The sequence below is a fragment of the Blastococcus sp. TF02-09 genome, from assembly GCF_003319105.1.
Lineage (GTDB): Bacteria > Actinomycetota > Actinomycetes > Mycobacteriales > Geodermatophilaceae > Blastococcus.
On the sequence record NZ_QOHH01000014.1, the window covers coordinates 93,039 to 119,024 of the forward strand.

The 25,986-nt window shown below is 75.2% G+C and carries 22 protein-coding genes and 1 pseudogene; 15 read left to right on the top strand and 8 right to left on the bottom strand.

Annotated elements, in window-relative coordinates:
* The first annotated feature begins 19 nt into the window (after window positions 1-19).
* A complete protein-coding gene (locus DQ239_RS18365) occupies window positions 20-1,681 on the top strand; it encodes an FAD-binding oxidoreductase (RefSeq protein ID WP_113835861.1) in 1,662 nt (553 codons plus the stop codon).
* Between the two features lie 169 nt (window positions 1,682-1,850).
* Here the strand turns inward: DQ239_RS18365 and DQ239_RS20170 are convergent, their stop codons facing one another.
* Window positions 1,851-3,311: an FAD-binding oxidoreductase gene (locus DQ239_RS20170; protein WP_158544893.1), complete on the bottom strand. Its 1,461-nt coding sequence runs from the start codon at window positions 3,309-3,311 to the stop codon at window positions 1,851-1,853.
* Window positions 3,312-3,501: 190 nt separating this feature from the next.
* Here DQ239_RS20170 and DQ239_RS18380 point away from each other — a divergent pair, with 190 nt between their 5' ends.
* The gene (locus DQ239_RS18380) at window positions 3,502-6,813 is read left to right on the top strand and encodes an AfsR/SARP family transcriptional regulator (protein WP_158544894.1); all 3,312 of its coding nucleotides are present in this window, start codon (window positions 3,502-3,504) and stop codon (window positions 6,811-6,813) included.
* Window positions 6,814-6,943: 130 nt separating this feature from the next.
* Window positions 6,944-8,440 carry an LCP family protein gene (locus DQ239_RS18385; RefSeq protein WP_113835864.1) on the top strand — a complete coding sequence of 499 codons (1,497 nt, stop codon included), beginning with the start codon at window positions 6,944-6,946 and terminating at the stop codon, window positions 8,438-8,440.
* Here DQ239_RS18385 and DQ239_RS18390 read toward each other — a convergent pair.
* Window positions 8,437-9,201: an SDR family oxidoreductase gene (locus tag DQ239_RS18390; RefSeq protein ID WP_113835865.1), complete on the bottom strand. Its 765-nt coding sequence runs from the start codon at window positions 9,199-9,201 to the stop codon at window positions 8,437-8,439. The two genes, DQ239_RS18385 and DQ239_RS18390, sit on opposite strands and share 4 nt — an antisense overlap.
* 116 nt (window positions 9,202-9,317) lie before the next feature.
* Between DQ239_RS18390 and DQ239_RS18395 the strand changes: the two genes are divergently transcribed.
* A complete protein-coding gene (locus DQ239_RS18395) occupies window positions 9,318-10,553 on the top strand; it encodes an arginine deiminase (protein WP_199583154.1) in 1,236 nt (411 codons plus the stop codon).
* Window positions 10,554-10,625: 72 nt separating this feature from the next.
* On the opposite strand, the gene DQ239_RS18400 is transcribed toward DQ239_RS18395, so the two are convergent.
* On the bottom strand, window positions 10,626-11,558 hold the full coding sequence (locus DQ239_RS18400) for a DUF5926 family protein (RefSeq protein ID WP_113835866.1): 933 nt from the start codon (window positions 11,556-11,558) through the stop codon (window positions 10,626-10,628).
* A 184-nt stretch (window positions 11,559-11,742) separates the two neighbouring features.
* On the opposite strand from DQ239_RS18400, the gene DQ239_RS18405 reads away from it, so the two are divergent.
* Window positions 11,743-12,975, top strand: a complete 1,233-nt coding sequence (locus DQ239_RS18405) for a cytochrome P450 (RefSeq protein WP_113835867.1) — start codon at window positions 11,743-11,745, stop codon at window positions 12,973-12,975.
* Window positions 12,976-13,001: 26 nt separating this feature from the next.
* Window positions 13,002-14,618, top strand: coding sequence for a long-chain fatty acid--CoA ligase (locus DQ239_RS18410; RefSeq protein ID WP_113835868.1), 1,617 nt, complete (start codon window positions 13,002-13,004; stop codon window positions 14,616-14,618).
* Window positions 14,619-14,667: 49 nt separating this feature from the next.
* On the opposite strand, the gene DQ239_RS18415 is transcribed toward DQ239_RS18410, so the two are convergent.
* The gene (locus DQ239_RS18415; RefSeq protein WP_233489475.1) at window positions 14,668-14,997 is read right to left on the bottom strand and encodes a rhodanese-like domain-containing protein; all 330 of its coding nucleotides are present in this window, start codon (window positions 14,995-14,997) and stop codon (window positions 14,668-14,670) included.
* Window positions 14,998-15,054: 57 nt separating this feature from the next.
* Between DQ239_RS18415 and DQ239_RS18420 the strand changes: the two genes are divergently transcribed.
* Both DQ239_RS18420 and DQ239_RS18425 read left to right on the top strand, forming a co-directional pair.
* Window positions 15,055-15,567 (top strand): PH domain-containing protein, encoded by a 513-nt coding sequence (locus DQ239_RS18420; protein WP_113835870.1) that lies wholly within the window; start codon window positions 15,055-15,057, stop codon window positions 15,565-15,567.
* A complete protein-coding gene (locus DQ239_RS18425) occupies window positions 15,564-17,114 on the top strand; it encodes a PH domain-containing protein (RefSeq protein WP_113835871.1) in 1,551 nt (516 codons plus the stop codon). The genes DQ239_RS18420 and DQ239_RS18425 overlap by 4 nt, the downstream gene beginning before the upstream one ends.
* A 46-nt stretch (window positions 17,115-17,160) precedes the next feature.
* Here the strand turns inward: DQ239_RS18425 and DQ239_RS18430 are convergent, their stop codons facing one another.
* Window positions 17,161-17,859, bottom strand: a complete 699-nt coding sequence (locus DQ239_RS18430; RefSeq protein ID WP_113835872.1) for a response regulator transcription factor — start codon at window positions 17,857-17,859, stop codon at window positions 17,161-17,163.
* 59 nt (window positions 17,860-17,918) lie between these two features.
* Here DQ239_RS18430 and DQ239_RS18435 point away from each other — a divergent pair, with 59 nt between their 5' ends.
* The 3 genes from DQ239_RS18435 (at window position 17,919) to DQ239_RS18445 (ending at window position 19,986) form a co-directional block, all read left to right on the top strand.
* Window positions 17,919-18,650 carry an ATP-binding protein gene (locus tag DQ239_RS18435; RefSeq protein WP_113835873.1) on the top strand — a complete coding sequence of 244 codons (732 nt, stop codon included), beginning with the start codon at window positions 17,919-17,921 and terminating at the stop codon, window positions 18,648-18,650.
* A gap of 125 nt (window positions 18,651-18,775) precedes the next feature.
* Window positions 18,776-19,636, top strand: a complete 861-nt coding sequence (locus DQ239_RS18440) for a manganese catalase family protein (RefSeq protein WP_113835874.1) — start codon at window positions 18,776-18,778, stop codon at window positions 19,634-19,636.
* Between the two features lie 107 nt (window positions 19,637-19,743).
* Window positions 19,744-19,986 (top strand): hypothetical protein, encoded by a 243-nt coding sequence (locus tag DQ239_RS18445; RefSeq protein ID WP_233489476.1) that lies wholly within the window; start codon window positions 19,744-19,746, stop codon window positions 19,984-19,986.
* Window positions 19,987-20,220: 234 nt separating this feature from the next.
* Here DQ239_RS18445 and DQ239_RS18450 read toward each other — a convergent pair whose 3' ends face one another.
* Both DQ239_RS18450 and DQ239_RS18455 read right to left on the bottom strand, forming a co-directional pair.
* Entirely contained in the window at window positions 20,221-21,867 is a 1,647-nt protein-coding gene (locus DQ239_RS18450; RefSeq protein ID WP_113835875.1) for a cation acetate symporter, read from the bottom strand.
* Complete coding sequence (locus DQ239_RS18455) at window positions 21,860-22,261, bottom strand: DUF485 domain-containing protein (RefSeq protein WP_199583156.1); 402 nt, start codon at window positions 22,259-22,261, stop codon at window positions 21,860-21,862. The genes DQ239_RS18450 and DQ239_RS18455 overlap by 8 nt, the downstream gene beginning before the upstream one ends.
* Before the next feature lie 141 nt (window positions 22,262-22,402).
* Between DQ239_RS18455 and DQ239_RS21065 the strand changes: the two are divergent.
* Window positions 22,403-22,603 (top strand): annotated as a pseudogene (locus DQ239_RS21065) (Rieske 2Fe-2S domain-containing protein); the annotation flags it as partial.
* A gap of 131 nt (window positions 22,604-22,734) precedes the next feature.
* On the top strand, window positions 22,735-23,694 hold the full coding sequence (locus tag DQ239_RS18460; protein WP_233489477.1) for an aromatic ring-hydroxylating dioxygenase subunit alpha: 960 nt from the start codon (window positions 22,735-22,737) through the stop codon (window positions 23,692-23,694).
* Window positions 23,695-23,703: 9 nt separating this feature from the next.
* Here DQ239_RS18460 and DQ239_RS21225 read toward each other — a convergent pair whose 3' ends face one another.
* On the bottom strand, window positions 23,704-23,838 hold the full coding sequence (locus tag DQ239_RS21225) for a hypothetical protein (protein ID WP_255411260.1): 135 nt from the start codon (window positions 23,836-23,838) through the stop codon (window positions 23,704-23,706).
* A 101-nt stretch (window positions 23,839-23,939) separates the two neighbouring features.
* Between DQ239_RS21225 and DQ239_RS18465 the strand changes: the two genes are divergently transcribed.
* Together DQ239_RS18465 and DQ239_RS18470 are read left to right on the top strand one after the other, a co-directional pair.
* Complete coding sequence (locus tag DQ239_RS18465; RefSeq protein ID WP_233489478.1) at window positions 23,940-25,139, top strand: histidine kinase; 1,200 nt, start codon at window positions 23,940-23,942, stop codon at window positions 25,137-25,139.
* Window positions 25,136-25,834, top strand: a complete 699-nt coding sequence (locus DQ239_RS18470; RefSeq protein ID WP_113835877.1) for a response regulator transcription factor — start codon at window positions 25,136-25,138, stop codon at window positions 25,832-25,834. Before DQ239_RS18465 ends, DQ239_RS18470 begins: the two co-directional genes overlap by 4 nt.
* Window positions 25,835-25,986: the final 152 nt, after the last annotated feature.

The following is a 25,986-nucleotide window of genomic DNA, read 5'->3' on the forward strand; positions in this document are numbered from 1 at the left end:
GCACCGGCAGACTGTAGCCGTGTCCGAGCAGCCGGAACTGACGATCCAGGGATGGGGCCCGCACCCCACCGACACCGCAGGCGACCGCGCACCCGGGCTGGAGGAGACGGTGCCCAAGGCGGCCCGCCGCCACCTGGCACGCGAGCTCGGCTGGACGCCGCGGCACACGCCACCGGTGCCCGTGGCCGAGATCCGGCTGGCGCCCTCGCGGCTGCCCGAGCCCGCGCTCCGCGCGCTGGTCGAGCTGCTCGGCGAGGACAACGTGCGCACCGACCGGGAGTCGCGGCTGCTGCGCGCGGGCGGCAAGAGCTACCTGGACCTGCTGCGACGGCGGGCCGGAGACGCCAGCGACGCCCCCTGCGCGGTCGTCCTGCCCGGCACGACGGAGGAGACGGCGGCCCTGCTGGCCCTGTGCAGCGAGCACGACGTCGTCGTCGTCCCCTTCGGTGGCGGGACGAGCGTGGTCGGCGGCCTGGCCGGCGTGGACCCCGACGACCGGCCGGCGGTCGCCCTCGACCTGCGCCGGATGGCGTCGGTGCAGGAGCTCGACATGCCCTCGTCCATCGTGACGGTGGGCCCGGGCATGCGCGGGCCGGCCCTCGAGGAGGAGCTGGGCCGGCAGGGCCTCACCCTCGGCCACCTGCCGCAGAGCTGGGAGTTCGCGACCATCGGCGGGTACGCCGCCACCCGCAGCTCCGGGCAGGCCTCCACCGGGGTCGGGCGGTTCGACGACCTGGTCACCGGCCTGACCCTGGCCACGCCGTCGGGCGTCCTCGAGCTGGGTAACCCGCCGGCGTCGGCCGCCGGGCCCGACCTGCTGGGCCTGGCGCTGGGCTCGGAGGGGACGCTCGGGGTGATCACCGGCGTGAGCCTGCGGGTCCGCCCGAAGCCGACGACGACGTCGTACGAGGGCTGGTCGTTCCGCACCTGGGCCGAGGGCCTGGCCGCGCTGCAGCGCCTCGCCCGGCACGACCTGCTGCCCGACGTCGTCCGCCTCTCCGACGTCGACGAGACGCGGGCCAACCTGCTCATGTCCGGCAGCGCCGGGGCCCGGGTCCTGCGCGGCACGCTCCGGGCGCGCGGGCGCGGCGAGGGCTGCCTGCTGGTCGTGGGCTGGGAGGGCCTGCCGGACAGCGTCCGGGCCCGCATCCGCGCCGGGTCGGCGCTGCTGCGGGAGGGCAAGGGCATCCGGCTGGGCCGCAGCGTCGGCGAGTCGTGGCGCCGGCACCGGTTCGGGGCGCCCTACACCCGCGACACGCTGCTGGACGCCGGGCTGCTGGTGGAGACGCTGGAGACGGCGGCGACCTGGGCGGCGCTGCCCACCGTCTACGACTCGGTCCGCCGGGCGCTGCGCGGCGCGCTCACCACCGGGGGACGCCGTCCGCTGGTCATGACGCACCTCTCGCACGGCTACCCGACCGGCGCCTCGCTCTACTTCACGGTGCTCGCCGACCGCGACGAGGAGCTGCCCATCCAGCAGTGGCTGGGCGCGAAGCGGGCCGCGACCGACGCGCTGCTGGCCGCCGGGGGCACGCTCACCCACCACCACGCGGTCGGGGCGGACCACCGGCCGTGGCTGGAGCGGGAGGTCGGCGCGCTCGGCGTGGAGGTGCTGCGCGCGGTCAAGACGCGGCTGGACCCCAAGGGCATCTGCAACCCGGGCGTCCTGCTCCCCGACTGATCCGCTCCAGCACCCCGCGACGATCAGGTGACCTGATCCCCGAGCGTCCTACCTCACCGTGGGACGTGAGGTAGGTAGCAGCACGATCAGGTCACCTGATCCCGGCGGCGCCCACGCGGGCCGGGCGCCGCGGACCGGGGTCAGGGGTCCGCGGCGCCGGGGTCCTTCTTCAGAAGGCGTGGCCGAACGAGAAGACGCGGTCGGGGTCGACGGCCGCCTTCACCGCGGCCAGCCGCTCGTACACGCCAGGCGGGTAGGCCGCGGCCACCTCCTCCGGCCCCGACACGTCACCGAGGAAGTTGATCAGCGAGCCGGGCGACTTCCACGGTGCCAGCGCGCCGAGCACGGCCCGCCCGACGGCCGGCACCACCTCGGCCAGCTCGGGCACACCGGGCCCGAGCACGAACATCGAGAACGCGGCGTCCCGGCCCGGTACCGCGTTGGGCACCGCCGCCGGCCGGGACAGCGCTCCGCCGAGCAGCCGGATCTCGACCATCATCAGCGGGATCTCCGCCTGCGGCCCGGCGACGGCGAGCAGCGCGTCGACCGCCTCCTCGGGCAGCCCGGTCAGCAGCTGGCCCTTCTCCCACGCCGGCAGCGGGTCGACCGGGTCCATGTGGATGGAGTCCATCTCGTCGGTCCGGATGTGCCCCACGAACCCGAGCAGCACCCGCCCGACGTCCTGCATCGGGGCGATCAGCCGCTCCCCCTCGCGGACGGAGGTGCCGCTGTAGGCGTACCGCAGGTGGACGGCGGTCTGCCCGCGCAGCGGCGGCGGCAGGAACTCGAAATCCGGCAGCCGCAGGACGGCGATCGACGTGCTCACCTCGTCGGGCAGCGTCGGCGCCCACTCGCGGAAGGCGTGCAGGACGGCGGCCATGTCCTCGCCGGCGAAGAAGATGCCCCCGGCGTAGAGGCCACCGAGCGGCACCAGCTCGATCTCCAGGGCGGTCACGATGCCGAAGTTGCCCTTTCCGCCGCGGACCGCCCAGAACAGCTCCGGCTCGGAGTCGGCCGAGAGGGTGCGCTGCCGGCCGTCGGCGGTGACGATCTCGACCGCCCGGACGGCGTCGGCGGCGAAGCCGTACTTCCGCCCGAGGGAGCCCATCCCGCCGCCGAGGGTGTAGCCGACGACGCCGACGCCCGACGACGAGCCGCACAGCCCGGCCAGGCCGAACTCGGCGGCGGCCTCCATGACCCGCTGCCACGTCACGCCGGCCTCGACGCGGGCGGTGCGCCGCTCCGGGTCGATGAACAGGCCCTGCATCCGGCGGGTGGTGATCATCATCGAGCCGGCCGCGTCGCGGACCGGCCCGTGCCCGGTCGCCTGCACGGCGACGCCGAGGCCGTGCGCGACGGCCCACGAGACGGCGGTGGCGACGTCGGCGGCACAGGTGGCCCCGACCGCGATCGCCGGGGTGTGCCGCACCGCGACGTTCCAGGTGGCGACCTCGGCGGCGAGGCCGTCGTCGCCGGCGGCGTAGACCGGGCCGTGCACGGCGGCCCGCAGCTGGTCGACGTCCCCGGCGGGGACGGGCGGCGCGAGGGTGGCGACGGCGCCGCGCGCTGCGGCGGAGGTGTCGCGGCCGACGACGGGCTGCTCGGGCCGGCGGGGCTGGGGGAGGGTCATCCGGGGTTCCTTTGCGCGGCCGCGGCGGGAGCCGCGGGTCGGGGGTGCCGCGGAGGCCGCGGCGGGAGGGACGCAGGAAGGGTGGGACGCCCCGCTTGACCGCTCCTTGCGCCCGACTTGGACGGCGACTTGCAGACCGCGCGCGGGCAGGGCTATCCGCGGAGCCGCGACGCGAGGAGCATCGGTGGGCGTGCGCTTCCGAGTCCTGGGCCCGCTGGAGGTCAGCGGTCCGGACGGCGAGCTGCTCGACGTGGGTGGGGCCAAGCCGCGGGCGCTCCTGACGCTGCTCCTGGCCGAGGCCGGCCGCGTCGTGGGCATCGACCGGATCGTGAGCACGCTGTGGGGCGAGGAGCCGCCGCCGACGGTCACCGGCACCCTGCAGTCCTACGTCTCGAACCTGCGGCGCGCCCTGGAACCGGGCCGCGGGCCGCGCGAGGCGCCGACGGTGCTGGTCACCCGCCCGCCGGGCTACCTCGTCCACGCCGACGCCGCCGACCTGGACCTGCTCCGCTTCGGGGAGCTGGTCGAGGCCGGCGACCGCGCGGTGGCCGGCGGCGCCCCCGGGCGCGGCGTCGCCCTGCTGGACGAGGCCCTGGCGCTGTGGCGCGGTGAGCCGCTGGCCGAGCTGGGCGACCTGCCGGCCGCCGCGAGCGACCGGCTCCGGCTGACCGAGCTGCAGGTGCGCGCGCGTGAGCGCCGCTGCGACGCCCTGCTGGCCCTGGGGCGCCCCGAGGCCGCCGTCCCCGACCTGCAGCACCTCGTCGCCGCGCACCCGCTGCGCGAACGGCTGTGGGCCCGGCTGGTCACCGCCCTCTACGCCGCCGACCGGCAGGCCGACGCGCTGGAGGCCTGCCGCCGGTGCACCGAGCTGCTGCGCGACGAGCTCGGCATCGATCCCGGCCCGGAGCTCCGCGACCTCGAGCAGGCCGTGCTGCGCCAGGACCCGCGGCTGCTGGAGCGCCTCCCCCGGCCGGTGCTGCCCGCCGCGCCCGCGCCGGCGCCGAGCGCCTCGGTGGACGCCCTGGTGGGCCGCCGTGCTGAGCTGGACCAGGTGCGCGCCGTCGCCGAGCAGGTGGCCGGCGGCCGGTCGGCGGTCGTCGTCGTCGAGGGCGAGGCCGGCATCGGCAAGACGCGGCTGACCGAAGCGGTCGCCGACGGCGCCCGCCTGCTGGGCTGGCCGGTGGCCTGGAGCCGGTGCGCCGACGACGCCGGAGCGCCGGCGCTGTGGCCGTGGACCCAGGTGCTCGAGCAGCTGGAGCAGCCCGAGCTCGATCCCGCCCAGGCGACCTCGGGGGACGACGCCGACGCCGCCCGCTTCCGGCTGTTCCAGGACCTGCGCGCCCGGCTCACCGCCGCCGCGACCCGCCCGGTGCTCGTCGTCCTCGACGACCTGCAGGGTGCCGACACCACGTCGGTCGCGCTGCTCGGGCTGCTCGCCCGGCACCTGCCGCGGGCGCCGGTGCTGCTGGTCGTCACCGCGCGCACCGTGGGCGAGGAGCTGCCCCCGGCGGTCGCCGACTGCCTGGGGCGGCTGGCCCGCGAGCCGGCCGCCACCTGCCTGCGGCTGCGCGGGCTGGACACCGCGGACGTCGGCGCGCTGCTCGCGGCCCAGCTGGGTTCGCCGGGTGACCGGGCGCTGGCGGCGGCGGTGCACGACCGCACCGGCGGGAACCCCTTCTTCGTCGTCGAGCTGTCGCGCTGGATGGTCGGCGCCCACGACCGGCACCTGGACGACGTGCCGGTGCCGCCGTCGGTCGGGGAGGTGCTGCGCACCCGGCTGGGCCGGCTGCCCGAGGGCACCCGCGAGGTGCTGGAGCTGGCCGCCGTCGCCGGCCGGGAGGTGTCGCTGGACCTGCTCGAGGCGGCCGGCACCCCGGCGGAGGAGGCGCTGACCGCGATGGACTCCGCCGTCGCCGTCGGCCTGGTCGTCGAGGCGGCCGGGCCGTGGAGCTGGCGGTTCACCCACGCGCTGGTCCAGGAGGTGCTGGCCGGCGACCTGCCCGCGGTGCGCCGGGCGCGGCTGCACGCCCGGATCGGCGAGGCGCTGGAACGGCGGATCGCCGGCTCCACCGACGACCGGCTGGTCGAGCGGCTCACCCACCACTTCGTGGCCGCGCTGCCCGTGGTCGGGCCCGGGCCCGCGCTGCTCTACCTCGGGGCGGCCGCACGGGCCGCCCGGGCCCGCCTGGCGCACGGCGAGGCCGCGGCCCACGGCCGGCAGGCGCTGGCGCTGCTCGACCCGCAGGCCCCCGACGCCGCCCGGACCCGGCACGACCTGCTCACCGCCCTGGGCAACGACCTGCTGCGCAGCGGGCAGCTGACCGAGGCGCGCGGCGTCGTGGCCGAGGCGATCGGGCTGGCCCGCCAGCTCGACGACCGGGAGTGCCTGGCCGAGTCGGCGGCCGTCTGGGGCAGCGTGACGCTGTGGAACTGGCGCCCGCACGGCGTGGTCGACGCCGACATGGTGGGCGTCCTGGAGGACCTGCTCTCCGGGCGCGGGGACGACGACGACCCGACCACCGCCCGCCTGCTCGGCACCCTGGGCGTGGAGCTGGCCTTCGGGCCCGACGACCGGGGGGTGCGGGCCGCCCAGCGCGCGGTGGAGATGGCCCGCCGGATCAGTGAGCCGGAGCTGCTGGGCCGCACGCTCAACAACTTCTGCCTCGCGGTGTGGGGGCGGCCGGGCGCGGCCGAGCTGCGGCTGGCCGCGACGGACGAGGCGCTGGCGTTGGCCGGGCGCGGCCTGCCGCGGCGCACCGAGTTCATGGCGCACCTGCACCGGGCGGCGATCCGGCTGCACCTGGGTGACCTGGCCGGCTTCGAGGCCGACCACGACCAGGCGCGCCGACTGGCGGTCTCGCTGAGCGGCCCGGAGGTGCGCCCGCACGTGCTCTGGCAGGCCGGCGGCCTGGCCTGGCTCCGGGGCAACGCCGCCCGCGCGGAGGAGCTGACCACCGAGGCCTACGAGCTGTTCCGCCGGGTGACCCCGCACGCGCGGCACGCGTACGCGGCCCACCAGTTCACCCTGCGGCGGGCCGACCACCGCGAGGCCGCCGCGCTGCCGCTGCTGGTCGAGACCGGTGACGAGGGCAACCCGCTGCTGCAGGAGATGGCGGTGCTGGCCGCGGCCGAGTCCGGTGACGTCGCCGAGGCCCGGCGGCTGCGCGCCCGCTGGGGGCGGACGCTGGTGCGCGACTGGGCCAGCGACGTCGCCGTCTACCTGCAGGCGGAGAGCTCGCTGTGGCTGGGCGACGAGCCGGAGTGGGCGTGCGCGGCGGAGTCGCTGCTCCCCTACCGCGGCCGGCAGGCGGTGCTGGGGACGCCGTCGCTCAGCCTCGGCGCCTACGACGAGCTGCTGGGCCGGATCGCCGAGCGCCGCGGGGACGCCGACGCCGCCCGGCGCTGGTGGACCGCCGCGCGCGAGCAGGGCGGGCTGATCGGCTCGCCGCACCAGGTGGCCCTGGCCGAGTCGCACCTCGCCCGGGTGCCCGCGCCGGCGTAGGCAGCGCGGGAGACGCCGGATCCGCCCGCGGGAGTGGGACCATGATCGGGATGCGTCCTCCACCCGCCCCCCAGCAGCCGCCCGCGCACGGTGCGGCCGCTGACGGCGGCCCGGACGACGGGCGACGGCCGTGAGCCCGGACCAGCCGCGCCGGCTGCCGCCGCACCTGGACCCCCGGCGCGGGCCGGCCCCGCGCGAGCCGCGGCGGCCCACCGGGTCGACGCGGGTGACGGCGGCCGGGACGGCGCGGGGTGCGACGGTGGCGCGGTCGGTCGCGGCCGTGCTCAGCGGGCTCCTGCTGCTCGGCAGCGGATGGGGCTGGCACCTGGTCCGGGTCGCCGAGGCGAGCGTGCAGCGCACCGACGCCATCCCGTCCTCCGGCAACGAGGACGTCGCGGGCGACGCCGGCGAGGCGCTGAACCTGCTGCTGGTCGGGATGGACGCCCGCACCGGGCTCACCCCCGAGCAGAAGGCGCAGTTCAGCACGGGCGACGCCGACGGCGTCCTCAACACCGACTCGATGATGCTGGCGCACCTGCCGGCCGACGGGTCCGCGGCGTCGTTCGTCTCCCTGCCGCGCGACACCTACGTCGACATCCCCGGCTCCGGGCAGGGGCGGCTGAACTCCGCCTACGCGGTGGGCTTCGCCGAGGCCGAGGGCAGTGACGCCGAGCGGCGGGCCGCCGGTGCGCAGCGGCTCGTGCAGACCGTCAGCGGCTTCACCGGCCTGCAGATCGACCACTTCGCCGAGATCGACCTGCTGGGCTTCATCAACCTCAGCACGATCGTCGGCGGGGTGGAGGTGAACCTGTGCCAGGCCACCAGCGACCCGCTCTCCGGCGCCGACTTCCCCGCCGGCGTGCAGACGATCGGCGGCGAGGACGCGCTGAAGTTCGTCCGCCAGCGGCACGGGCTGCCGGCGGGCGACCTGGACCGGGTGGTCCGCCAGCAGGTCTACATCGCCGGGATGCTGCGCAACATGCTCTCCAGCGACACGCTGTTCGACCTCGGCAAGCAGCGCGACATCGTCGAGCAGGTCGGCAGCAGCATGACGCTGGACGAGGGCCTGGACGTCTTCGACCTGGCCGCGCAGCTGCAGGGCGTCCAGCCCGGCGACCTCACCTTCCAGACCATCCCCGGCCTCACGCCGACGCGGATCGACGGCGCCGAGGTGCTCGAACCGCCGGCCGCCGAGGAGGTGCGGAGCTTCTTCGCCACGCTGGACGCGGAGCCCGCCGACGAGCCCACCGCGCCGGAGGACGAGGGCAGCTCGGTCGACCCCGGATCGGTCACCGTGCAGGTGCTCAACGGCTCCGGCGTCTCCGGTGCCGCCTCGACGGCGGCCACCGCGCTGACCGACGCCGGGTTCGGGGCGGAGGCCGGCAACGCCGATGCCACCGAGACGACGACGGTCGCGCACCGCACCGGCGAGGAGGCCGCGGGCGCGCTGGTCGCCGCCCAGGTGCCGGGAGCGGCGGTGACCGTCGACGACGACCTGCCGGAGGGCACCGTCGCGCTGGTGATCGGCAGCGACTTCACCGCCATCGGGCAGGCCGTCTCGGCGCCGGCGGCGAACGAGGACGCGCCGCCGGCACGCACGGCCGACGACGCCACCTGCATCAACTAGGTGGCGATGCCGCCGTCCACCGGGATGATCGCGCCGGTCAGGTAGGAGCCGGCGCGCGAGCTCAGGAACACCGCGATGCCGGCCATGTCGTCGGGGCGGCCGATGCGCCCGAGCGGCACCCGCTTGGTCATCTCGTCGCCGGCGGCGGCCAGCGTGGCGGCCATCATCTTCGACTCGAACGGCCCCGGGGCGACGGCGTTCACCGTGATCCGGCGGGGCGCGAGCTCCTTGGACAGGTTGCGGGTGAGCTGGTGCACCGCGGCCTTGGACGTCGAGTACGAGTAGGTGCGGGCGGCGGTGGGCTGCAGGCCCGCGATGCTGCCGATGTTGATCACCCGCGCCGGGTCCTCGTGCGAGGCCGCCTTCTCCAGCAGCGGCAGGAACGCGCGGGTGACGAAGAACGGCGCCTTCAGGTTGAGGTTCAGCACCTTGTCCCACGCCGACTCCGGGAACTTCTCCAGGTCCTCGCCCCACGTGGCGCCGGCGTTGTTGACCAGGACGTGCACCTGCTCCTCACGCTTGCCGACCTCCTCGGCCAGGCGGATGCACTCCGCCTCCTGGGAGACGTCGGCCGGGATGGAGATCGCGGTGCCGAACTCGGCGAGCTCGGCGACGGCGGCGTCCCCCGCCTCGGCCTTGCGGGAGCTGATGTAGACCCGCGCCGCCCCGGCCTGGAGCAGCCCCCGGGCGATCATCAGACCGATGCCCCGGGTGCCGCCGGTCACCACGGCCACCTTGCCGGTCAGGTCGAACAGGTCCACGCCGCACCTCCGTCGTCGGGCCCGGCTGCGCCGCCGGCCCGTACGGCACCCTAGCCAGACGGCGCGCCGCCCCTCCCGAGAGCGTCGGCGCGGGGACCCTGTGCCAGCCTCGGCGCATGACCCCGTCCCCGGCCATGGGCGCGACCAGCGAGGTCGGTGCGCTGCAGACGGTGCTGCTGCACCGGCCCGGCAACGAGCTGCGCCGGCTGACCCCGCGCAACAACGACCAGCTGCTCTTCGACGGCGTGCCGTGGGTGGACCGCGCGCAGGAGGAGCACGACGCCTTCGCCGAGGCGCTGACCGCCCGCGGCGTCGAGGTGCTCTACCTCGACCGGCTGCTGGCCGAGATCCTGTCCTTCCCGTCGGCGCGCGCGGAGCTGATCGGCGCCGCCGTCGACGACCCGCGGCTGGGCGCCAGCCTGCAGCGGGCCACCACCCGGCACCTCGCCTGGCTCGCGCCCGAGGACCTCGCGGCCACGCTCATCGCGGGGCTCGCCCACGACGAGCTGCGCGGCGGGCGGGGGCTGGCCTACGAGGTGATGGACCGCTCGGACTTCGTCGTCCCGCCGCTGCCGAACCTGCTGTTCACGCGGGACTCCTCGGTCTGGATCGGCGACGAGGTCGCGGTCACCTCGCTGGCCATGCCCGCCCGGCACCGCGAGAGCACCATCACCGCCGCCGTCTACACCCACCACCCGCGCTTCGCCGGTGTGGAGCAGCTCTACGGCGCCGGCCTCGAGCACCTCGAGGGCGGCGACGTGCTGCTGCTGGCCCCGGGCGTGCTGGCCGTCGGCGTCGGGGAGCGGACGACGCCCGGTGGCGCCGAACGGCTCGCGCGGCGACTGTTCGCGCGCGGGCTGGCGCACACGGTGCTCGTCGTCCCCATCGCGCAGGAGCGGGCGACCATGCACCTGGACACCATCGCCACCATGGTCGACGTCGACGCGCTGGTGATGTACCCGGCGGTGGCCGACTCGCTGAAGGCGTGGACGGTGACCGCGCCCGACGGCGTGGCCGACGACGCCGACCCGGTGGAGCTGCAGGTGGACGGCCCCCGCCCCTTCGTCGAGGCGGCCGCGGCGGCGATGGGCATCGACCGGCTGCGGGTGATCGACACCGGCCTGGACCCGGTCACCGCCGAGCGCGAGCAGTGGGACGACGGCAACAACACCCTCGCCCTGGCGCCCCGGCTGACCGTCGCCTACGAGCGGAACAGCGTCACCAACACCGCGCTGGAGGCCGCCGGCATCGAGGTGGTGCGGATCGCCGGCTCGGAGCTGGGCAGCGGCCGGGGCGGGCCGCGGTGCATGTCCTGCCCCGTCGCCCGCGCCCCCCTGCCGCCCCAGGCATAGGAACCTCTACCTACGCCGTGGCCCCCGGATCCGTAGGCAGAGGTTCCTATGCCTACGGACCCCGGACGGGGCTCAGCGGATGGTGATCTGGCGGGAGAGCAGGCCGGCGCGGGCGCGGCGCTCGTCGGCGGTCAGCGACTCGGTGACCGCCAGCGCCTGCTCGAGACGCGCCTGCCACTGGGTGGCGGGCTCCACCCAGTCGTCGGCGGGGGTGTCAGCAGGGAGGTCCCACACGGGGACGACGAGCCCGTGCGCGCGGAACGCCCCGGCGTAGCGGGTGCCCTCGCCCAGCAGGATCGGCTCGCCCGCGGCCCGCAGCCGCGCCAGCGCGTCGAGCAGCTTCTCCTCGGGCTCCGGCCGCACCCAGCGCAGGTGGGCGCGCTCGGAGCCGGGGCGCACCCAGTACGCCGCCTCGAGGCCGGCCAGCCGCACGGTCGGCAGGATCGCCTCGTTGGCGTGCTCGAGACCCGCCTTCGCCGCGGCGTTGGGCTCGGTGCCCTCCAGCCAGAAGCCGAAGTCGTCGTGCACGGTCACGTCGAGGGGCGCCGTCGTGTCCAGCAGCTCCTGCAGCCGGGGGCCGGCGGAGCCCGCGCCACCGATCGGGCCCGGGTCGACCGGCGCGCCGCCCGGTGCCTCGAGAGCCGCGGCCAGCGCGGTGCCGAGGTCGCGGCTGACGTCGTCGGAGGAGCTCTGCAGCTGGACGCCGAGCAGGATCTCGCCGTTGGCGCGGACCAGCGCCGGCGAGCCACCGGGCAGCACGCTGGCGAGGGTCACCTCGCGGCCGTCCGTCGTCCGCAGCTTCGCGGTGGCGGCGGGGACGAGCTCGCGCAGCGCGACCCAGTCGGCCTCGCCGGGCAGCCCCTCGAAGGAGCGGATGACCGGCGGCGCGTAACCCGAGCCGTGGCAGTGCTTGTAGCGACGCCCGGAACCGCAGGGGCACGGCGCCTTCGGGTTGATGCCCTCCGACTCGACGGCGGGGGCGGAGGAGCGCTTGCGGGAAGCCATGCGGGCCAGCGTAGGTGCGCCGGCGGACGGGGAGCGCAGGCCTCCCTCACCCCCGCCGGCCCTGGCCGGCGCCGAACCATGCGATCTCGTGGCCATCGGCGGCTGATGGCCACGAGATCGCATGGCTCGAGCGGCAGTGAGGGTGTGACCGACGTCGTCCCCGCTCGTCCCTAGGCTCGGCGGCGTGACCCCGGCCGCCGCCGTCCCGCTCGACCTCACCGACCCGGCCGTCGTCGCCGATCCGTACCCGGCCTTCGCCCGGGCGCGGGCCGTGGCGCCGGTGCAGTGGCACGAGGGCATGGGGCTGTGGCTGGCGTTCGGCCACGCCGAGGCCAACGCGATGCTGCGGGACCGGCGGCTGGGGCGGATCTGGCGGGACAAGGAACCGGCCGAGCGGTTCGAAAGCTTCAACCTCATCCACCGCAACGCCATCCTCGAGATGGAGCCGCCCGAGCACACCCGGCTGCGGCGGCTGATCAGCTCGGCGTTCGCCCGCGGGCACGTCGAGCGGCTGCGCCCCTGGGTCGAGGACCTCGCGCGGACGCTGGTCGACGAGCTGGTCGAGCGCTCCGGCGGCTCGGAGGCGGTCGACCTGCTGGCGGGCATGGCCGAGCAGCTGCCGGTCGCCGTCATCGCCGAGCTGCTGGGCGTGCCCGAGGCCGACCGGCCGCTGCTGCGCCCGTGGTCCAACGCGATCGTGAAGATGTACGAGTACGGGCGGACGGCGGAGACCGAGGCGTCGGCCGAGCGCGCGGCCGGGGAGTTCGTCGCCTACCTGCGCGGCCTGGCCGCCGAGCGGCGCACCAACCCCGGCGAGGACCTGGTCAGCCACCTGGTGGGCCTGCGGGACGCCGCCGGCGACGCGCTCACCGAGGACGAGCTGGTCACCACCTGCATCCTGCTGCTCAACGCCGGCCACGAGGCCACGGTGAACGTGAGCGGCAACGGGACCCTCGCCCTGCTGCGGCACCCCGGCCAGCTGCAGCGGCTGCGCGAGGACCGCGGGCTCCTGCCGACGGCGATCGAGGAGTTCATGCGCTACGACTCCCCGCTGCAGCTGTTCGAGCGCACCGCCACCGAGGACGTCGAGATCGGCGGCGTCACCGTCGAGCGCGGGCAGAAGATCGCAGCGCTGCTGGGTGCGGCCAACCGCGACCCCGCCGTCTTCGCCGAGCCCGACAGCTTCGACGTCGGCCGGGCCGACAACCCGCACATCACCTTCGGCGCCGGCGTCCACTTCTGCATCGGGGCGCCGCTGGCCCGCGTCGAGCTGCAGGCCACGTTCGGCGCGCTGCTCGACCGGACGACGACGTTCGAGCTCGGCGGCGCCCCGGAGCGCCGTCCCGAGTTCGTGATCCGCGGCCTGCGGACCCTGCCCGTCGTCCTCGGCCGAGCCACCGCCCCGTCTGGATCGTGAGCGCGGTCACTGGCAGGATCCGCTCCATGCGCGGCCTGATGCAGGACAGCCCCCTCACCATCGACACGATCTTCCGCCACGCCGAACAGCACTACGGCGACGTCGCGATCGTGACCAACAGCCCCCAGGGCGCCACCCGGAGCACCTACGGCGAGTGGGCGGAGCGCACCCGCCGGCTCGGTGGCGTGCTGGACACCCTCGGCATCAGCGCCGACGGCCGCGTCGGCACCTTCGGCTGGAACAGCCAGCGGCACCTGGAGCTCTACTTCGCCGCTCCGTGCACCGGCCGCGTGCTGCACACGCTCAACATCCGGCTGTTCCCCGAGCAGCTGACCTACATCGCCAACCACGCCGAGGACGAGGTCGTCTTCGTCGACCGCTCGGTCTTCGGCCTGTTCTGGCCGCTGGTCGACACCATGACGACGGTCCGGCACGTCGTCGTCATGGAGGACGGCGGGGACGCCGAGCTGCCCGACGACCCGCGGATCCTCGACTACGAGACGCTGCTGGCCGAGGCGTCGCCGGTCGACTTCGACGTCCAGGACGAGTCCCTGGCCGCGTCGATGTGCTACACGAGCGGCACCACCGGCAACCCCAAGGGCGTCGTCTACTCGCACCGCTCGACGGTGCTGCACACGATGGCCGCGCTCTCGCCGAACGCGTTCGGGCTGAGCGTCCGCGACGTCGCCATGCCGGTCGTGCCGATGTTCCACGCCAACGCCTGGGGCATCGCGCAGGCCGCGCCCGCCGCCGGGTCGGCGCTGGTCTTCCCCGGCCCGATGATGCAGCCCGAGGCGCTCGCGAAGATCATCGTCGACGAAGGCGTCACGTTCACCGCCGGCGTCCCGACCATCTGGCAGGGCGTGCTGCCGCACCTCGCCGGCAAGGAGCACAAGCTCCGCGAGATCGGCTGCGGCGGGTCCGCGGTGCCCAAGGCGCTGAGCGAGGCCTACCGCGAGCAGGTGGGCCTGCCGATCCTGCAGGCCTGGGGCATGACCGAGACCTCGCCGGTCGCCTCGTCGGGCATCCTGCCCAAGCGCTACGAGGACGCCGACGACGAGACCAAGGCGAACGTGCGCGCCCGCGCCGGCATCCCGCTGTTCGGCGTCGAGGCCCGGATCGTCGACGCCGACACGCTGGAGCCCCAGCCCTGGGACGACACCGCCACCGGCGAGCTGCAGGTGCGCGGCAACTGGTGCGCCAGGGACTACTACAACCCCGACGCCGGCGTGGAGCTCAGCACTTCCGACGGCTGGATGAAGACCGGCGACGTCGCCGCGATGAGCCCCGACGGCTCCATCCGGATCGCCGACCGCACCAAGGACCTCATCAAGTCCGGCGGCGAGTGGATCAGCTCGGTCGACCTGGAGAACGCGATCATGAGCCACCCGAAGGTCGCCGAGGCCGCGGTGGTGGGCGTGCCGCACCCCAAGTGGGACGAGCGCCCGCTGGCCTGCGTCGTCCTCAAGCAGGGCGAGACGGCGACGTCGGAGGAGATCCTGGAGCACCTCAAGCCGCTGGTGGCCAAGTGGTGGCTGCCCGACGCGGTCGAGTTCATCGACGAGGTGCCCAAGACCAGCGTCGGCAAGTTCTCCAAGAAGGACCTGCGCGCGAAGTTCGCGGAGTACTCGCTGGAGTCCTGACCCTGCTTCTCCGCGGAAAAGCGTCCTGCTTTTCCGCGGAAGAGCAGGGTCAGCGGACGAAGGGGGGCTCGCCGGTCTCGCTCACCATGGGCTTGCCGGCGGCCTCCCAGTCACCCATCCCACCGGCGACGTTGACCGCGTCGTAGCCGTTCTGGTTGAGCCACGCGGCCACCCGTGCCGAGCGGCCGCCGCCGCGGCAGGTGACGTAGAGCGGGTCGCCCTCGGGCAGGTCGTCCAGCCGGGAGGGGATCTGACCCATGGGGATGTGGGTGGCGCCCTCGACGTGGCCGTGCACCCACTCGTCGTCCTCACGGACGTCGAGGATCACGGCGTCCCCGGGCAGTTCGCTGACAGAGACGGTCGGAACCTGCTGCGGCATCACGCACTCCATCGTGGCACGGCCGCGCGGGCGGGCGGGCCTGCGAGGATGGCCGCGATGACCGCCGCCCCCGCCCCCGTGCGCGAGCCCGCCTGGTCGCTGCCGCGCACGGCCATCGGGCTGTGGGTCACCGAGAGCCTCGTCGGCGTGCTGGTCACCGCCGTCGTCGTCGGGGCGCTGCTCATCTGGGTGCCGGCCGATCTCGGCGGCCCGGTGCCCTTCCTGCGCTGGGCGGTGCCGATCGCCGCGGTGCTCGAGGCGCTGGTCGCCGTCGGCGTGCGGCCCTGGCTCAAGCACCGCGTCTACCGCTGGGAGGTCACCGGGGACGCCGTCTACACGCGCACCGGCTGGCTCACCCAGACCTGGACGCTGGTCCCCGTCTCCCGCATCCAGACCGTCGACGTCACCCGCGGAGTGCTGCAGCAGCTGTTCGGGCTGGCTACGGTCGCGGTCTTCACCGCGTCCAGCCAGGGCACGGTGCACATCTGGCACCTGGAGCAGGGCATCGCCCAGCGGGTCGCCGACGACCTCGCCGTCCGGGCGGAACGGACCCGGGACCAGGCCACGTGACCGATCCGCGGGCGGGGGCCTGGCCGGTCGCGGCAGCCCCCCGCCGGACGTCGAGGCGCATCGTCCTGGTGGACACCGCCACGTTCCGGCAGGCACGGCAGCTCGTCCCGTTCGCGATCCCGGCGCTGGCCGGCATCGGGTTGGGCGGGGGCCGCTGGACCGTCGTGGGGCTCGTCGTCGTCATCACCCTGGTGTCCCTGGCGACGGCGGCCCTCGGCTGGTGGCGGTTCAGCTACCTGGACGGGCCCACGGCCGTCGTCGTCACGCGCGGGCTGGTGTCGCGCTCCACGCGCACGGTGCCCAACGACCGGATCCGCGGTATCGAGATCGAGGCGCCGCCGGTGCACCGGCTGCTCGGCCTGGTCCGGGTGCGGATCGACGCCGCCGCCGGCGGCTCCACCAGCGCCGGGCGGGGAGCGGGCAAGGACGAGGAGCTGCTGATCGACGGCGTCACCCGCGCCGAGGGGGAGCGGCTGCGGACGGCGGTGCTCACCACCCGCGGCCGCGTCCCGGTGCCCGCGGTCGACGACGCCGACGGCGCCCCGCCCCCGCCGGAGCCCGAGGAGGAGTTCGCCCGCTTCGACAACCGGTGGCTGCTGTACGCGCCGCTGGTGGGGAGCTACCTCGCCGTCCCCGTCGCCGCCGTCGGGGCGCTGTCCCGGATCCTCGACGAGCTGCCCGGCCGGTTCCTCCCCCACGTCGACGGCCCGGCTCTGGACTCGCCCGTCGTCGCCCTGATCGCGGTGGCCGTGTCGCTGGTGGTGCTGGCCGCGGGTGCGGTGATCGGCGCGGCGGTGGTCAACTGGCGGTTCCGCCTCGTGCGCCGCGGCGGCTCGCTCATCGCCGTCCGCGGGCTGCTCACCCGGCGGCACACCGAGCTGGAGATCGACCGCATCCGCGGGGTCGCCGTGGCCGACGGCGCGGGCATGCGGCTGGTCGGGGCGGCCCGGGTGAACGGCCTGGTCACCGGCCTCGGCGACGCGCAGCGCCGCGGTCAGCTGCTGCCCCTCGGACCGCGCGCGGAGGCCGAGCGGCTCAGCCGCCGCCTGGTCGACGACCCCGGCCCGCTGGCACCCCACCCGGCCGCGGCGCGGCGCCGGCGCATCGTGCGGGCGGTGGCCACGGGGCTGCTCGTCACCGCCGCCGGCGCGGTGCTCACCGTGACCAGCGGGTGGTGGCCCCTGCTCGTCGCCGGCGTCGTCCTCACCGTCCTGGGCGTGCCGCTGGGGCTGGGCCGGTACGCGTCGCTGGGCCACGCGACCGGCCAACGGTCCTTCGCCGTCCGCGTCGGCTGGCTGGTGCGGGAGCGGGCGGTGCTGGAGCGCCGGGCGGTCGTCGGCTGGCAGGTGACGCAGTCCTGGGCGCAGCGCCGCGCCGGGCTGGCCTCCGTCGTCGCCTGCGTCGGGGCCGGGCGCGGCGGCTACATCGCGCTGGACATGGCCGCCGACGAGGTCGCCGCCTTCGCGGTCGCGGCGTCGGAGCCGTGGGCGCAGCAGCTCCTCCCCCGGGCGGACGGCGAGGTGAACCGTTCCGTCCCGGGTGCGTGACGATCACGGCGGCGGGTAGCCGGTCCACGATGAGGTCGCGCCCCGCTCACCCCGGCCGGCCCTCGGCTACCCCGAGCCCGGCCCGCCCGGCCAGCGCCGCCGCCTCCACCCGCGTGGTCACGTGCAGCCGGCGCAGCAGGTGGGCCACGAGCCGCTTCGTCGTCCGCTCCGAGACGTGCAGCGTCGTGGCGATGTCCACGGTGCTGGCCCCCTCGGCGATCAGCCGCCACAGCCGGCGCTCGTCGGCGGTCAGCTGGTCGGCGATGCTCTGCTGCCCGGCCGGCGCGGCGTCCGCCAGCAGCTGCCGCAGCAGCGCCTCGGGCACCACCGACCAGCCGTCGAGGACGGCGAGCAGCGGCCGCACCAGCGACTCGGGGTCCGCCGACTTCGGCAGGAAGCCCGAGGCGCCGGCGCGCAGCGCCTCGATCGCGGCGTCGGCCTCGGCCAGCCCGGACAGCGCGACCACCCGCACCATCGGGTCGGCCCGGCGGATCGCCGCGATCGCCCTGGTCCCGCCCGGTGGTGGCATGTGCAGGTCGACGATCGCCACGTCCGCGTGGTGGCGCCGGACCAGCGCGGCCGCGGCCGAGGCGTCGTCCGTCGTCCCGACCACACGGACCCTGCCGCCGCTCAGCCCCGGCAGCAGCAGGCCCAGCCCCCGGGTGAAGAGGGGGTGGTCGTCCACCACGACCACGTCCACCGGGGTCCCGCGTTCAGCACCGAGCGCTCCGTCGATCTCCGACATCCGTCTCCTGCCGGCCGTCGCCCACCGGCGCTGCTGACCGGCACCACCCAGGAGTGCCCGTGACCCTCGCTGCTGACGCACCGATCCCGCATCCCGCCCGCGACCTGTTCGCCGACCTCGCGCGCGTGCTGCGCGGCCACCTGCCCCGACGCCGGCGCGCGACGGACGCGGGGGCCGCACCCACCCCCGAGGACGCCGTCCTGCGCGCCCTCTGCCACGACATGCGCAGCCCGCTGGCCTCGCTGGAGGCGGTCCTCGGGTCGCTGGACGGGCCCCCCGACCGCGCCCGCGAACTGCTCGCCCTCGCCCGCGCCCAGACCGCCCAGCTCGCCTCCATGCTCCGCACCGCCGACGCCACCGGCGGCGCCGTGCGGGGCACCGGGGCCCGCCTGCTCCGCGACGTCGTCCTCGCCGGCGTCGCCGCCTCCGGCCTGCCGCGGACCCTGCTGACCGTCGAGGTCCTCGATGGCGCCGGTGAGGTGCCGGTCGCCGACGCCCGGGTGCAGCGCATCCTCACCAACCTGCTCGAGAACGCGCACCGGCACGGCGGCGGCCGGCCGGTGCGGCTGCAGGCGACGCTGCGTGCCGGCTGGGTGCGGCTGGCGCTCTCGCAGGCCGGGGTGCCCGTCGACCGGGTGGTCGGGCACCTGCAGCAGACCCGCCCGCCCCTGGACCTGACCGGCCTGGGGCTGTGGTCGGTGCAGCGGCAGACCCGCGAGCTCGGCGGGCGCCTCACCTGGCACGACGACGGCGACGTCTTCACGCTCACCGTCGCGCTCCCCGACAGATGACCTGAGCTGCGCCCGGACAATGGCACCGGAGGGCCAGCGGACGGCACGGGCGGGCCAGCGGGAGCGGGCAGATCCCCGGTGTCACCGCATCGGCGGTGGCGCGACGACGCACCGAGGGAGAGCCCGTGTTCACGCACACCCACGCCCTGCAGTACGAGGCCAAGCCCGACGGTCCCGACCCGGACTTCGCCCGCAAGATGCAGGAAATCCTCGGCGGTCAGTGGGGTGAGATGACCGTCGCCACCCAGTACCTGCTGCAGGGCTGGAACTGCCGGCTGCCCGGCAAGTACAAGGACCTGCTCCTCTCGATCGGGACCGAGGAGCTGGCCCACGTCGAGATGATCGTGACGATGATCGACCGGCTGCTGGACCACATCCCGCTCAAGCCCGACGCCGCCGACCGCACCAAGGAGGCCGCCGCGGGCTACGGCCAGCACAACCCGCAGCACCCGATCCAGAACGGGGCCGGCGCCAGCTACATGGACAGCATGGGCAACCCGTGGAGCGGCGCGTACGTCACCGCCAGCGGCAACTTGATGGCCGACTTCATGTACAACGCCACGGCCGAGATGCAGGGCCGGCTGCAGGTGGCCCGGCTCTACAACATGACCGACGACCCGGGCGTGAAGGACATGCTCCGGTTCCTCCTCACCCGCGATCACTACCACCAGCAGCAGTGGCTGCACGCGACCGAGGAGCTGAAGGCCGACGGCCTCGAGGGCATCCCGGTCCCCGAGGCATTCCCGCTGGAGGAGGAGGTCGGCGACCTGGGGTACACGTTCATCGACGCCTCCGACGGCCCCGAGGCGGCGTCCGGCCGCTGGGCGAACGGCCCGTCCTACGACGGCCGCAGCACGTACACGGCCCGGCCGATCGAGGCCACCGCCGACGCGCCGATCCTGCCCCCGGGCGATCCGCGGCTGTACCCGACGCCGCAGACGGACACGAAGAACCTGCTGCAGAAGGCCAAGGACATGCTCACCTAGGCCCTCCAGGTCCGCGCCCCGTTCCACCGCGCCGTCGCCGCGCCGGCGACCGGACCCGCGTGATCCGGTCGCCGGCCGGCGGGACGCCCCCACCCGGAGGTCCTGCCGTGCACATCCCCGTTCCGCACCTGCCCGTTCCGACGGTGCTGCTGTCCGTCGTCTACGCCGCCGCGATCGCGGTCGCGCTCGCCCATCCCGGCGAGCACACCCTCGCCGGCCTCGTCGTCCTCGCGGGGCTCGTCGCCCGCTGGGCGGTCCGCCACCGGCACGCCCTGGTGACTGCGCAGGTCGCCGTCCCGGCGCCGGCCGAGCCCGCTGCTCCGGCCGCTGCGCCCGCCACCGCCGCCTGACCCGCTGTCCGTCGACCGCGCGGTGTCGCAGCGGAACGCGCGGTCGACCGCGCGTTCCGCTGCCACACCGCGAGGACGAGGACGTGCGGTGAGGACGACGACGGCCCGAGGTGGCCACGAACGCGCGAGGCGCGCGCCCCCAGAGGAGACGCGCGCCAGGCGGCGTGCTGGGCGGCCCCGTCTCAGGGGCCTGCTCCCGAGGAACGAGGGAGTGGGGGGAGACGGGGTCCTTCTTCAGTGCTGGACGGCCTTCTCCGCCCCGATGCCGGTGAACGCCCGCACCTCGAGCTCGGCGTTCTTGAGCTCGTCGGGCCGCTCCTTGGACAGCTTCGTACCGAGCCAGCCGAGGAAGAACGACAACGGGATCGACACCAACCCGGGGTTGTTCAGCGGGAACCAGGAGAAGTCGACGCCCGGGTCGGAGATCAGCGACGTGCTCTTCCCGGTCGCCGGGTTCACCGGCGCGCCGGAGACCACGGGCGAGAAGATGATCAGCGTGATGCACGTGATCAGCCCGCCGTAGATCGACCACAGCGCGCCCTGGGTGGTGAAGTCCTTCCAGAATAACGTGTAGAGGATCGTCGGCAGGTTCGCCGAGGCCGCCACCGCGAAGGCCAGCGCGACGAGGAACGCGATGTTGATGCCGGCCTGCAGCGCCAGGATGCCCAGCCCGATCGCCACCGCCCCGATGACGACGGCGGTGATGCGGGCGACCCGCACCTCGCCGTTCGGCGGCACGTTGCCCCGCTTGATCACCGACGCGTACACGTCGTGGGCGAACGAGGCCGACGCCGTGATCGTCAGGCCGGCCACCACCGCGAGGATCGTGGCGAACGCGACGCCGGCGATGATGCCCAGCAGCACCGTGCCACCCAGCTCGAACGCGAGCAGCGGCGCCGCGGCGTTGACCGCGCCCGGGGCGGCGAGGATGTCCGCCGGCCCGACCAGCGCACCGGCGCCGTAGCCGATGACCAGGCTGAACAGGTAGAAGATGCCGATCAGCCAGATGGCCCAGACCACCGAGCGCCGGGCGTCCTTGGCCGTGGGCACCGTGTAGAAGCGCATGAGCACGTGCGGCAGACCCGCCGTCCCCAGCACCAGGGCCAGGCCCAGCGACACGAAGTCCAGCTTCGACGTCTCGGTCAGGCCGTACTGGGCGCCGGGGGCCAGCACGTCGCGCCCCTCGACGGCGAGGTCCTGCGCGCCGCCCAGCAGCGAGGAGAGGTTGAAGCCGTACTCGGCCAGCACCCACACGGTCATCACGAAGGCGCCGGCGATGAGCAGCGTCGCCTTGATCATCTGCACGTACGTGGTGCCGCGCATGCCGCCGACCAGCACGTAGAAGATCATCAGCGCGCCGACGAGGGTGACGACCAGGGCCTCCGCGGCGTCGCCGCTGACCCCGAGCAGCAGCGCCACGAGCCCACCGGCGCCGGCCATCTGAGCCAGCAGGTAGAACAGCGACACGGCCAGCGTCGAGATGGCCGCCGCCATGCGCACCGGCCGCTCCCGCATCCGGAAGGCCAGGACGTCGGCCATGGTGAAGCGGGCGGTGTTGCGCATGAGCTCCGCGACCAGCAGCAGCGCGACCAGCCAGGCGACCAGGAAGCCGATCGAGTAGAGGAAGCCGTCGTAGCCGTAGACGGCGATGGCCCCGGCGATGCCCAGGAAGGACGCCGCCGACAGGTAGTCACCGGCGATGGCCAGCCCGTTCTGCGTCCCGCTGATGTTGCGGCCGGCCGCGTAGTAGTCGGCGGCGCTGGTGTTGTTGCGGCTCGCGCGGAAGGTGATGAACAGCGTCACCAGGACGAACGCGCCGAAGATCGAGATGTTGACGGCGGGCTCGCCGATGGTGGCGTCGGCCGCGACGAGCTCAGGCACGGGTGGCCCCCTCGGCGGCGGCTCCGCGGTCGGTCACCGAGCCGTGCCCCGGCGCGAAGTCGTGCCGCTCGAGCCGCTCGCGCATCTCGTCGGCGATGGGGTCGGTGTTCTTGTCGGCGTGGGCCACGTACAGGTGTGTGATGACGAACGTGGTCACGAACTGGCCCAGCCCGAGCAGGATGCCGAGGTTCACGTTCCCGAAGACCTCGGTGGCCATGAAGTCCGGCGCGTAGGTGGAGAGCAGGACGTAGAGCAGGTACCAGGAGAAGAACGCCAGCGTCATGGGGAAGGCGAACCGGCGGAACCGGCGCTTGAGCTCCTGGAACTCCGGGGAGTTCTGGGCCTCCCGGTACTCCTCCGGGGTCAACGTCCGACGTTCGGTGGGTGGCGTCACGGGGCCCTCCGGCTCGTTGGGTGTGGCGCAACTCACTCTAGGTGCTACCGATCGGTAGGCCATCCGCACGACGGGGGGATCCGACCCACGACCGTTCCCGAGCCGTAACCGGCCCACAACGCCGCCGCGCTGTACTGCCCCATGGCAGTTGCGACCGGCTGGTTCCCTGCCGCCCGCTCCGCCGAGATCGGCTCGACACCGATCCCGGTGGCCGCCGGCGGTTCCCCCTACGTCGTCGTCCGGCTGCGGCCCGGCGGGGAGGTCAGCGCCTTCCCCGCCCGCTGCCCGCACCGGCTGGCCCCGCTGACGACGGCGACCGTCGTCGACGGCCGGCTGCAGTGCCCGGCCCACGGATGGCGCTTCGACTCCGACGGCCGTTGCGCGCAGGTCCCCTCGCTGGGCCCGGACGGGTCGCCGCCGCCGCGCGCGGACCTGCGGGTGCCCTGGGCGGTCGAGGAGCGCCACGGCTGGGTGTGGATCGCACCCGAGCGCACGACGTCGTCCCCTCCCCGGCCGGCCGCGTTCGTGCCGCTCGAGCCCCCGGACGAGGCCCCCGGCCGCGGGGTGCGGTCTTCGCCAACCTGGAGCCGTCGCTGGAGCACGCCTGGCACCCGGTCGCCCTGTCCCGCGAGCTGCGCGCCGGCGGCTGGCTGCAGGTCCGGCTGCTCGGGCGCACCTGGACGCTGTTCCGGGAGGACGGCGCCGCGCAGGCCGATCCCCCCGCGTTCGGCGTTCGCGAGCGGCTCGGTGTGCTGTGGCTGGCGCCCGCCGAGCCGGCCGACGTCGCCCTGGAGGTGCCCGAGGCCGACGACCGGTCCGTCGTCGGCGACTGGCTGCTCCCGCTGCGCTCGCCCGGACCCGCCGGCCCGCTGGCCGACACCTTCCTCGACGCGACGCACGGCCCGTTCGTCCACCCCACGACGCTGGCGGCGGTCCCGGAGGTCGCCCCGTACGAGCTGACCCGCGAGCCCGGCGGCTTCCGCAGCGTCCAGGAGCAGGAGGTGGACAACCCGCTGGACCCGGGCGTCGCCACCGGCGAGCGGCCCCTGCGGCAGCGGCGGCGCACCACCTACGTCTTCCGGGCGCCCTTCCAGCTCCGGCTGCGGCAGGAGTTCCTCGACACGGGCGCGACGACGACGCTGCTCTACCTGCTGCAGCCCGAGGACGCCGACTCCACCCGCATCTACGTCCGCCTGATGCTGGCCGCAGGTCCGGGGCAGCGGCTGCCCGCGCCGGCCACCGTCGTCGAGCAGGTGGCCCTGCAGCAGCAGGTGCTCGCGGAGGACGTCCGCTCGCAGGCCTCGCTGCAGCTGCCCGGGCTGCCGCTCGACCTCCGGGACGAGGTGCACGTGCCCGCCGACGCACGCGGTGTCGCCCTGCGGCAGGCGCTCTGCGACTTCATCGCCCTGGGACGGCGCCGGCAGGCCGCCTGACCAGGGGCGTCACTCCCCGGGCAGGGCCTCTCCGCAGGCGCGGCAGGTCGTGGGCGGGTCCTCGTCGGCGAGCCGCCCACAGGCGGGGCACACCCGGCGCAGCCAGCAGGCCGGATCGCCGCCGTCGTCGTCGCCCTCGGTCATGCGGTCAGTGTGGTCCGGACGCCGACGTCCGACCTGGGGTGGACGCGCGGTTCCCTCCTGGGGACGACGAGATCGTGGGCCCCGCTCCTTAGGCTCCGGGCGTGGACGGCGCCCTGGACGACCCGATCGACCGGCTGCGCCGCACCCCCGTCGCCGTCGACGCCGCGCTGGCCGCCGCCGTCTGGTTCTGCACCGTCCTGCTGCCCTCGTCCACCTTCTACTGGCAGGACTCGGCGGCCGCGTTCGTGGTCGGCACGCTGCTCACCGTGCCCCTGGCCTGGCGACGGCGGGCACCGGTCCCGGCGGCCGCCGCCGTGGTGGCGGCCGGCCTGCTCGAGCTGCTCGTCGTGCCCAATTTCCTGGTCGCCAACGTCGCCGCGCTGGTGATGGTCTACGCGCTCGCCGCCTACTCGACGCGCTGGGCGGCCCAGGCGGGGCTGGCCGTCGGGCTCGTCGGCGGGGGCCTGGCCGCGCTGCGCTACTGGCCCGGCGGCGTCGCCTCCTCGCTGGTGCCGATCGCCGGCGCCATCGGCGTCTCCGTCGTCGCGGCGTGGGCGCTGGGCACCCTGCGTCGGGCCCGGGTGCAGCAGCTGGCCGCGCTGGCGGAGCGGGCGCAGCTGCTGGAGCTGGAGCGGGACCAGGAGATGCGGCTGGCCGCGACCACCGAGCGGGCCCGTATCGCCCGCGAGCTGCACGACGTCGTCGCCCACTCCCTGTCGGTGGTCATCGCGCAGGCCGACGGCGGCCGGTACGCCGGGAAGGCCGATCCGACGGCGGCGACCGACGCGCTGGAGGCCATCGCCGCCACCGGCCGGCAGGCGCTCACCGACATGCGGTCCCTGCTGGGGGTGCTGCGCGAGGGCGGCGGCGAGGAGTACGCCCCGCAACCGGACGTCGCCGCGATCCCCGCCCTGGTGGAGGACGTGCGGGCCAGCGGGCTGGACGTGGACCTGATCGTGGAGGGCGAGCCGCGGCCCCTAGCGGCCGGGCCGCAGCTGGCGGCCTACCGGATCGTGCAGGAGTCGCTGACCAACGTGCTCAAGCACGCCGGCCCGGCCTCGCGGGCCTGGGTGCGGCTGCAGTGGCGCCCCGACGCGCTGGAGCTGTCGGTGCTCGACGACGGCCGCGGTGCCTCGGCCGCTCTGCTCTCCGCCGACGGGGCGCCGCCCGACGGGGACGGCCAGGGCCTGCGCGGCATGCGGGAGCGGGCGCAGCTGCACCGCGGGCGGCTGGAGGCCGGGCCGCGGCACGGAGGCGGCTTCGGCGTGCACGCCGCCCTGCCCTACGGTGCCCGTCGATGAGCGAACCGATCCGCGTGGTCCTCGTCGACGACCAGCAGATGGTCCGCGCCGGTTTCCGCATGGTCATCGACTCCCAGCCCGACCTCACCGTCGTCGGGGAGGCGGGCGACGGCGCCGCGGCCGTGCAGCTGCTCACGCGCACGGCGGCCGACGTCGTCCTCATGGACATCCGCATGCCCGGCACGGACGGCCTCGAGGCCACCCGCCAGGTGACCGCCCTGTCGGAGCCGCCGCGCGTCGTCGTGCTCACCACGTTCGACCTGGACGAGTACGTGGTCGCCGCGATCGGGGCCGGGGCCAGCGGGTTCCTGCTCAAGGACGCCCCGCCGGAGGAGATGCTGGCCGCGGTGCGCACCGTGCACGCCGGCGACTCGGTGATCGCGGCGTCCTCGACCCGCCGGCTGCTGCAGCACGTCGCGCCGATGCTCCGGGGCGCCACGTCGTCGTCCTCCGGTCGTGGGGACGACGCCGCGCTGGCCGAGCTCACCCCGCGCGAGCGCGAGGTGCTGGTGCAGATGGCCCTGGGCGCCTCGAACACCGAGATCGCGCGGACCTTCGTCGTCAGCGAGGCGACCGTGAAGACCCACGTCGGGCGGGTGCTGGCCAAGACCGGCTCCCGCGACCGCGTGCAGGCCGTCGTCCTCGCCTACCGGACCGGCCTGGTGCAACCCGCGGACCTCCTCCGCGACGCGTGAGCCTGCCTTTCCGCGGAAAAGCAGACGGCGGATTCAACTGGTCGTCGCAACACCGGCTTGTTGATCTTCGGAGAGTAGTCGGGCGAGGACCTCGGCTGGGGTCTTGAAGCCCAGGGTCTTGCGGGGTCGCCCGTTGAGCTTGGCGGCGATGC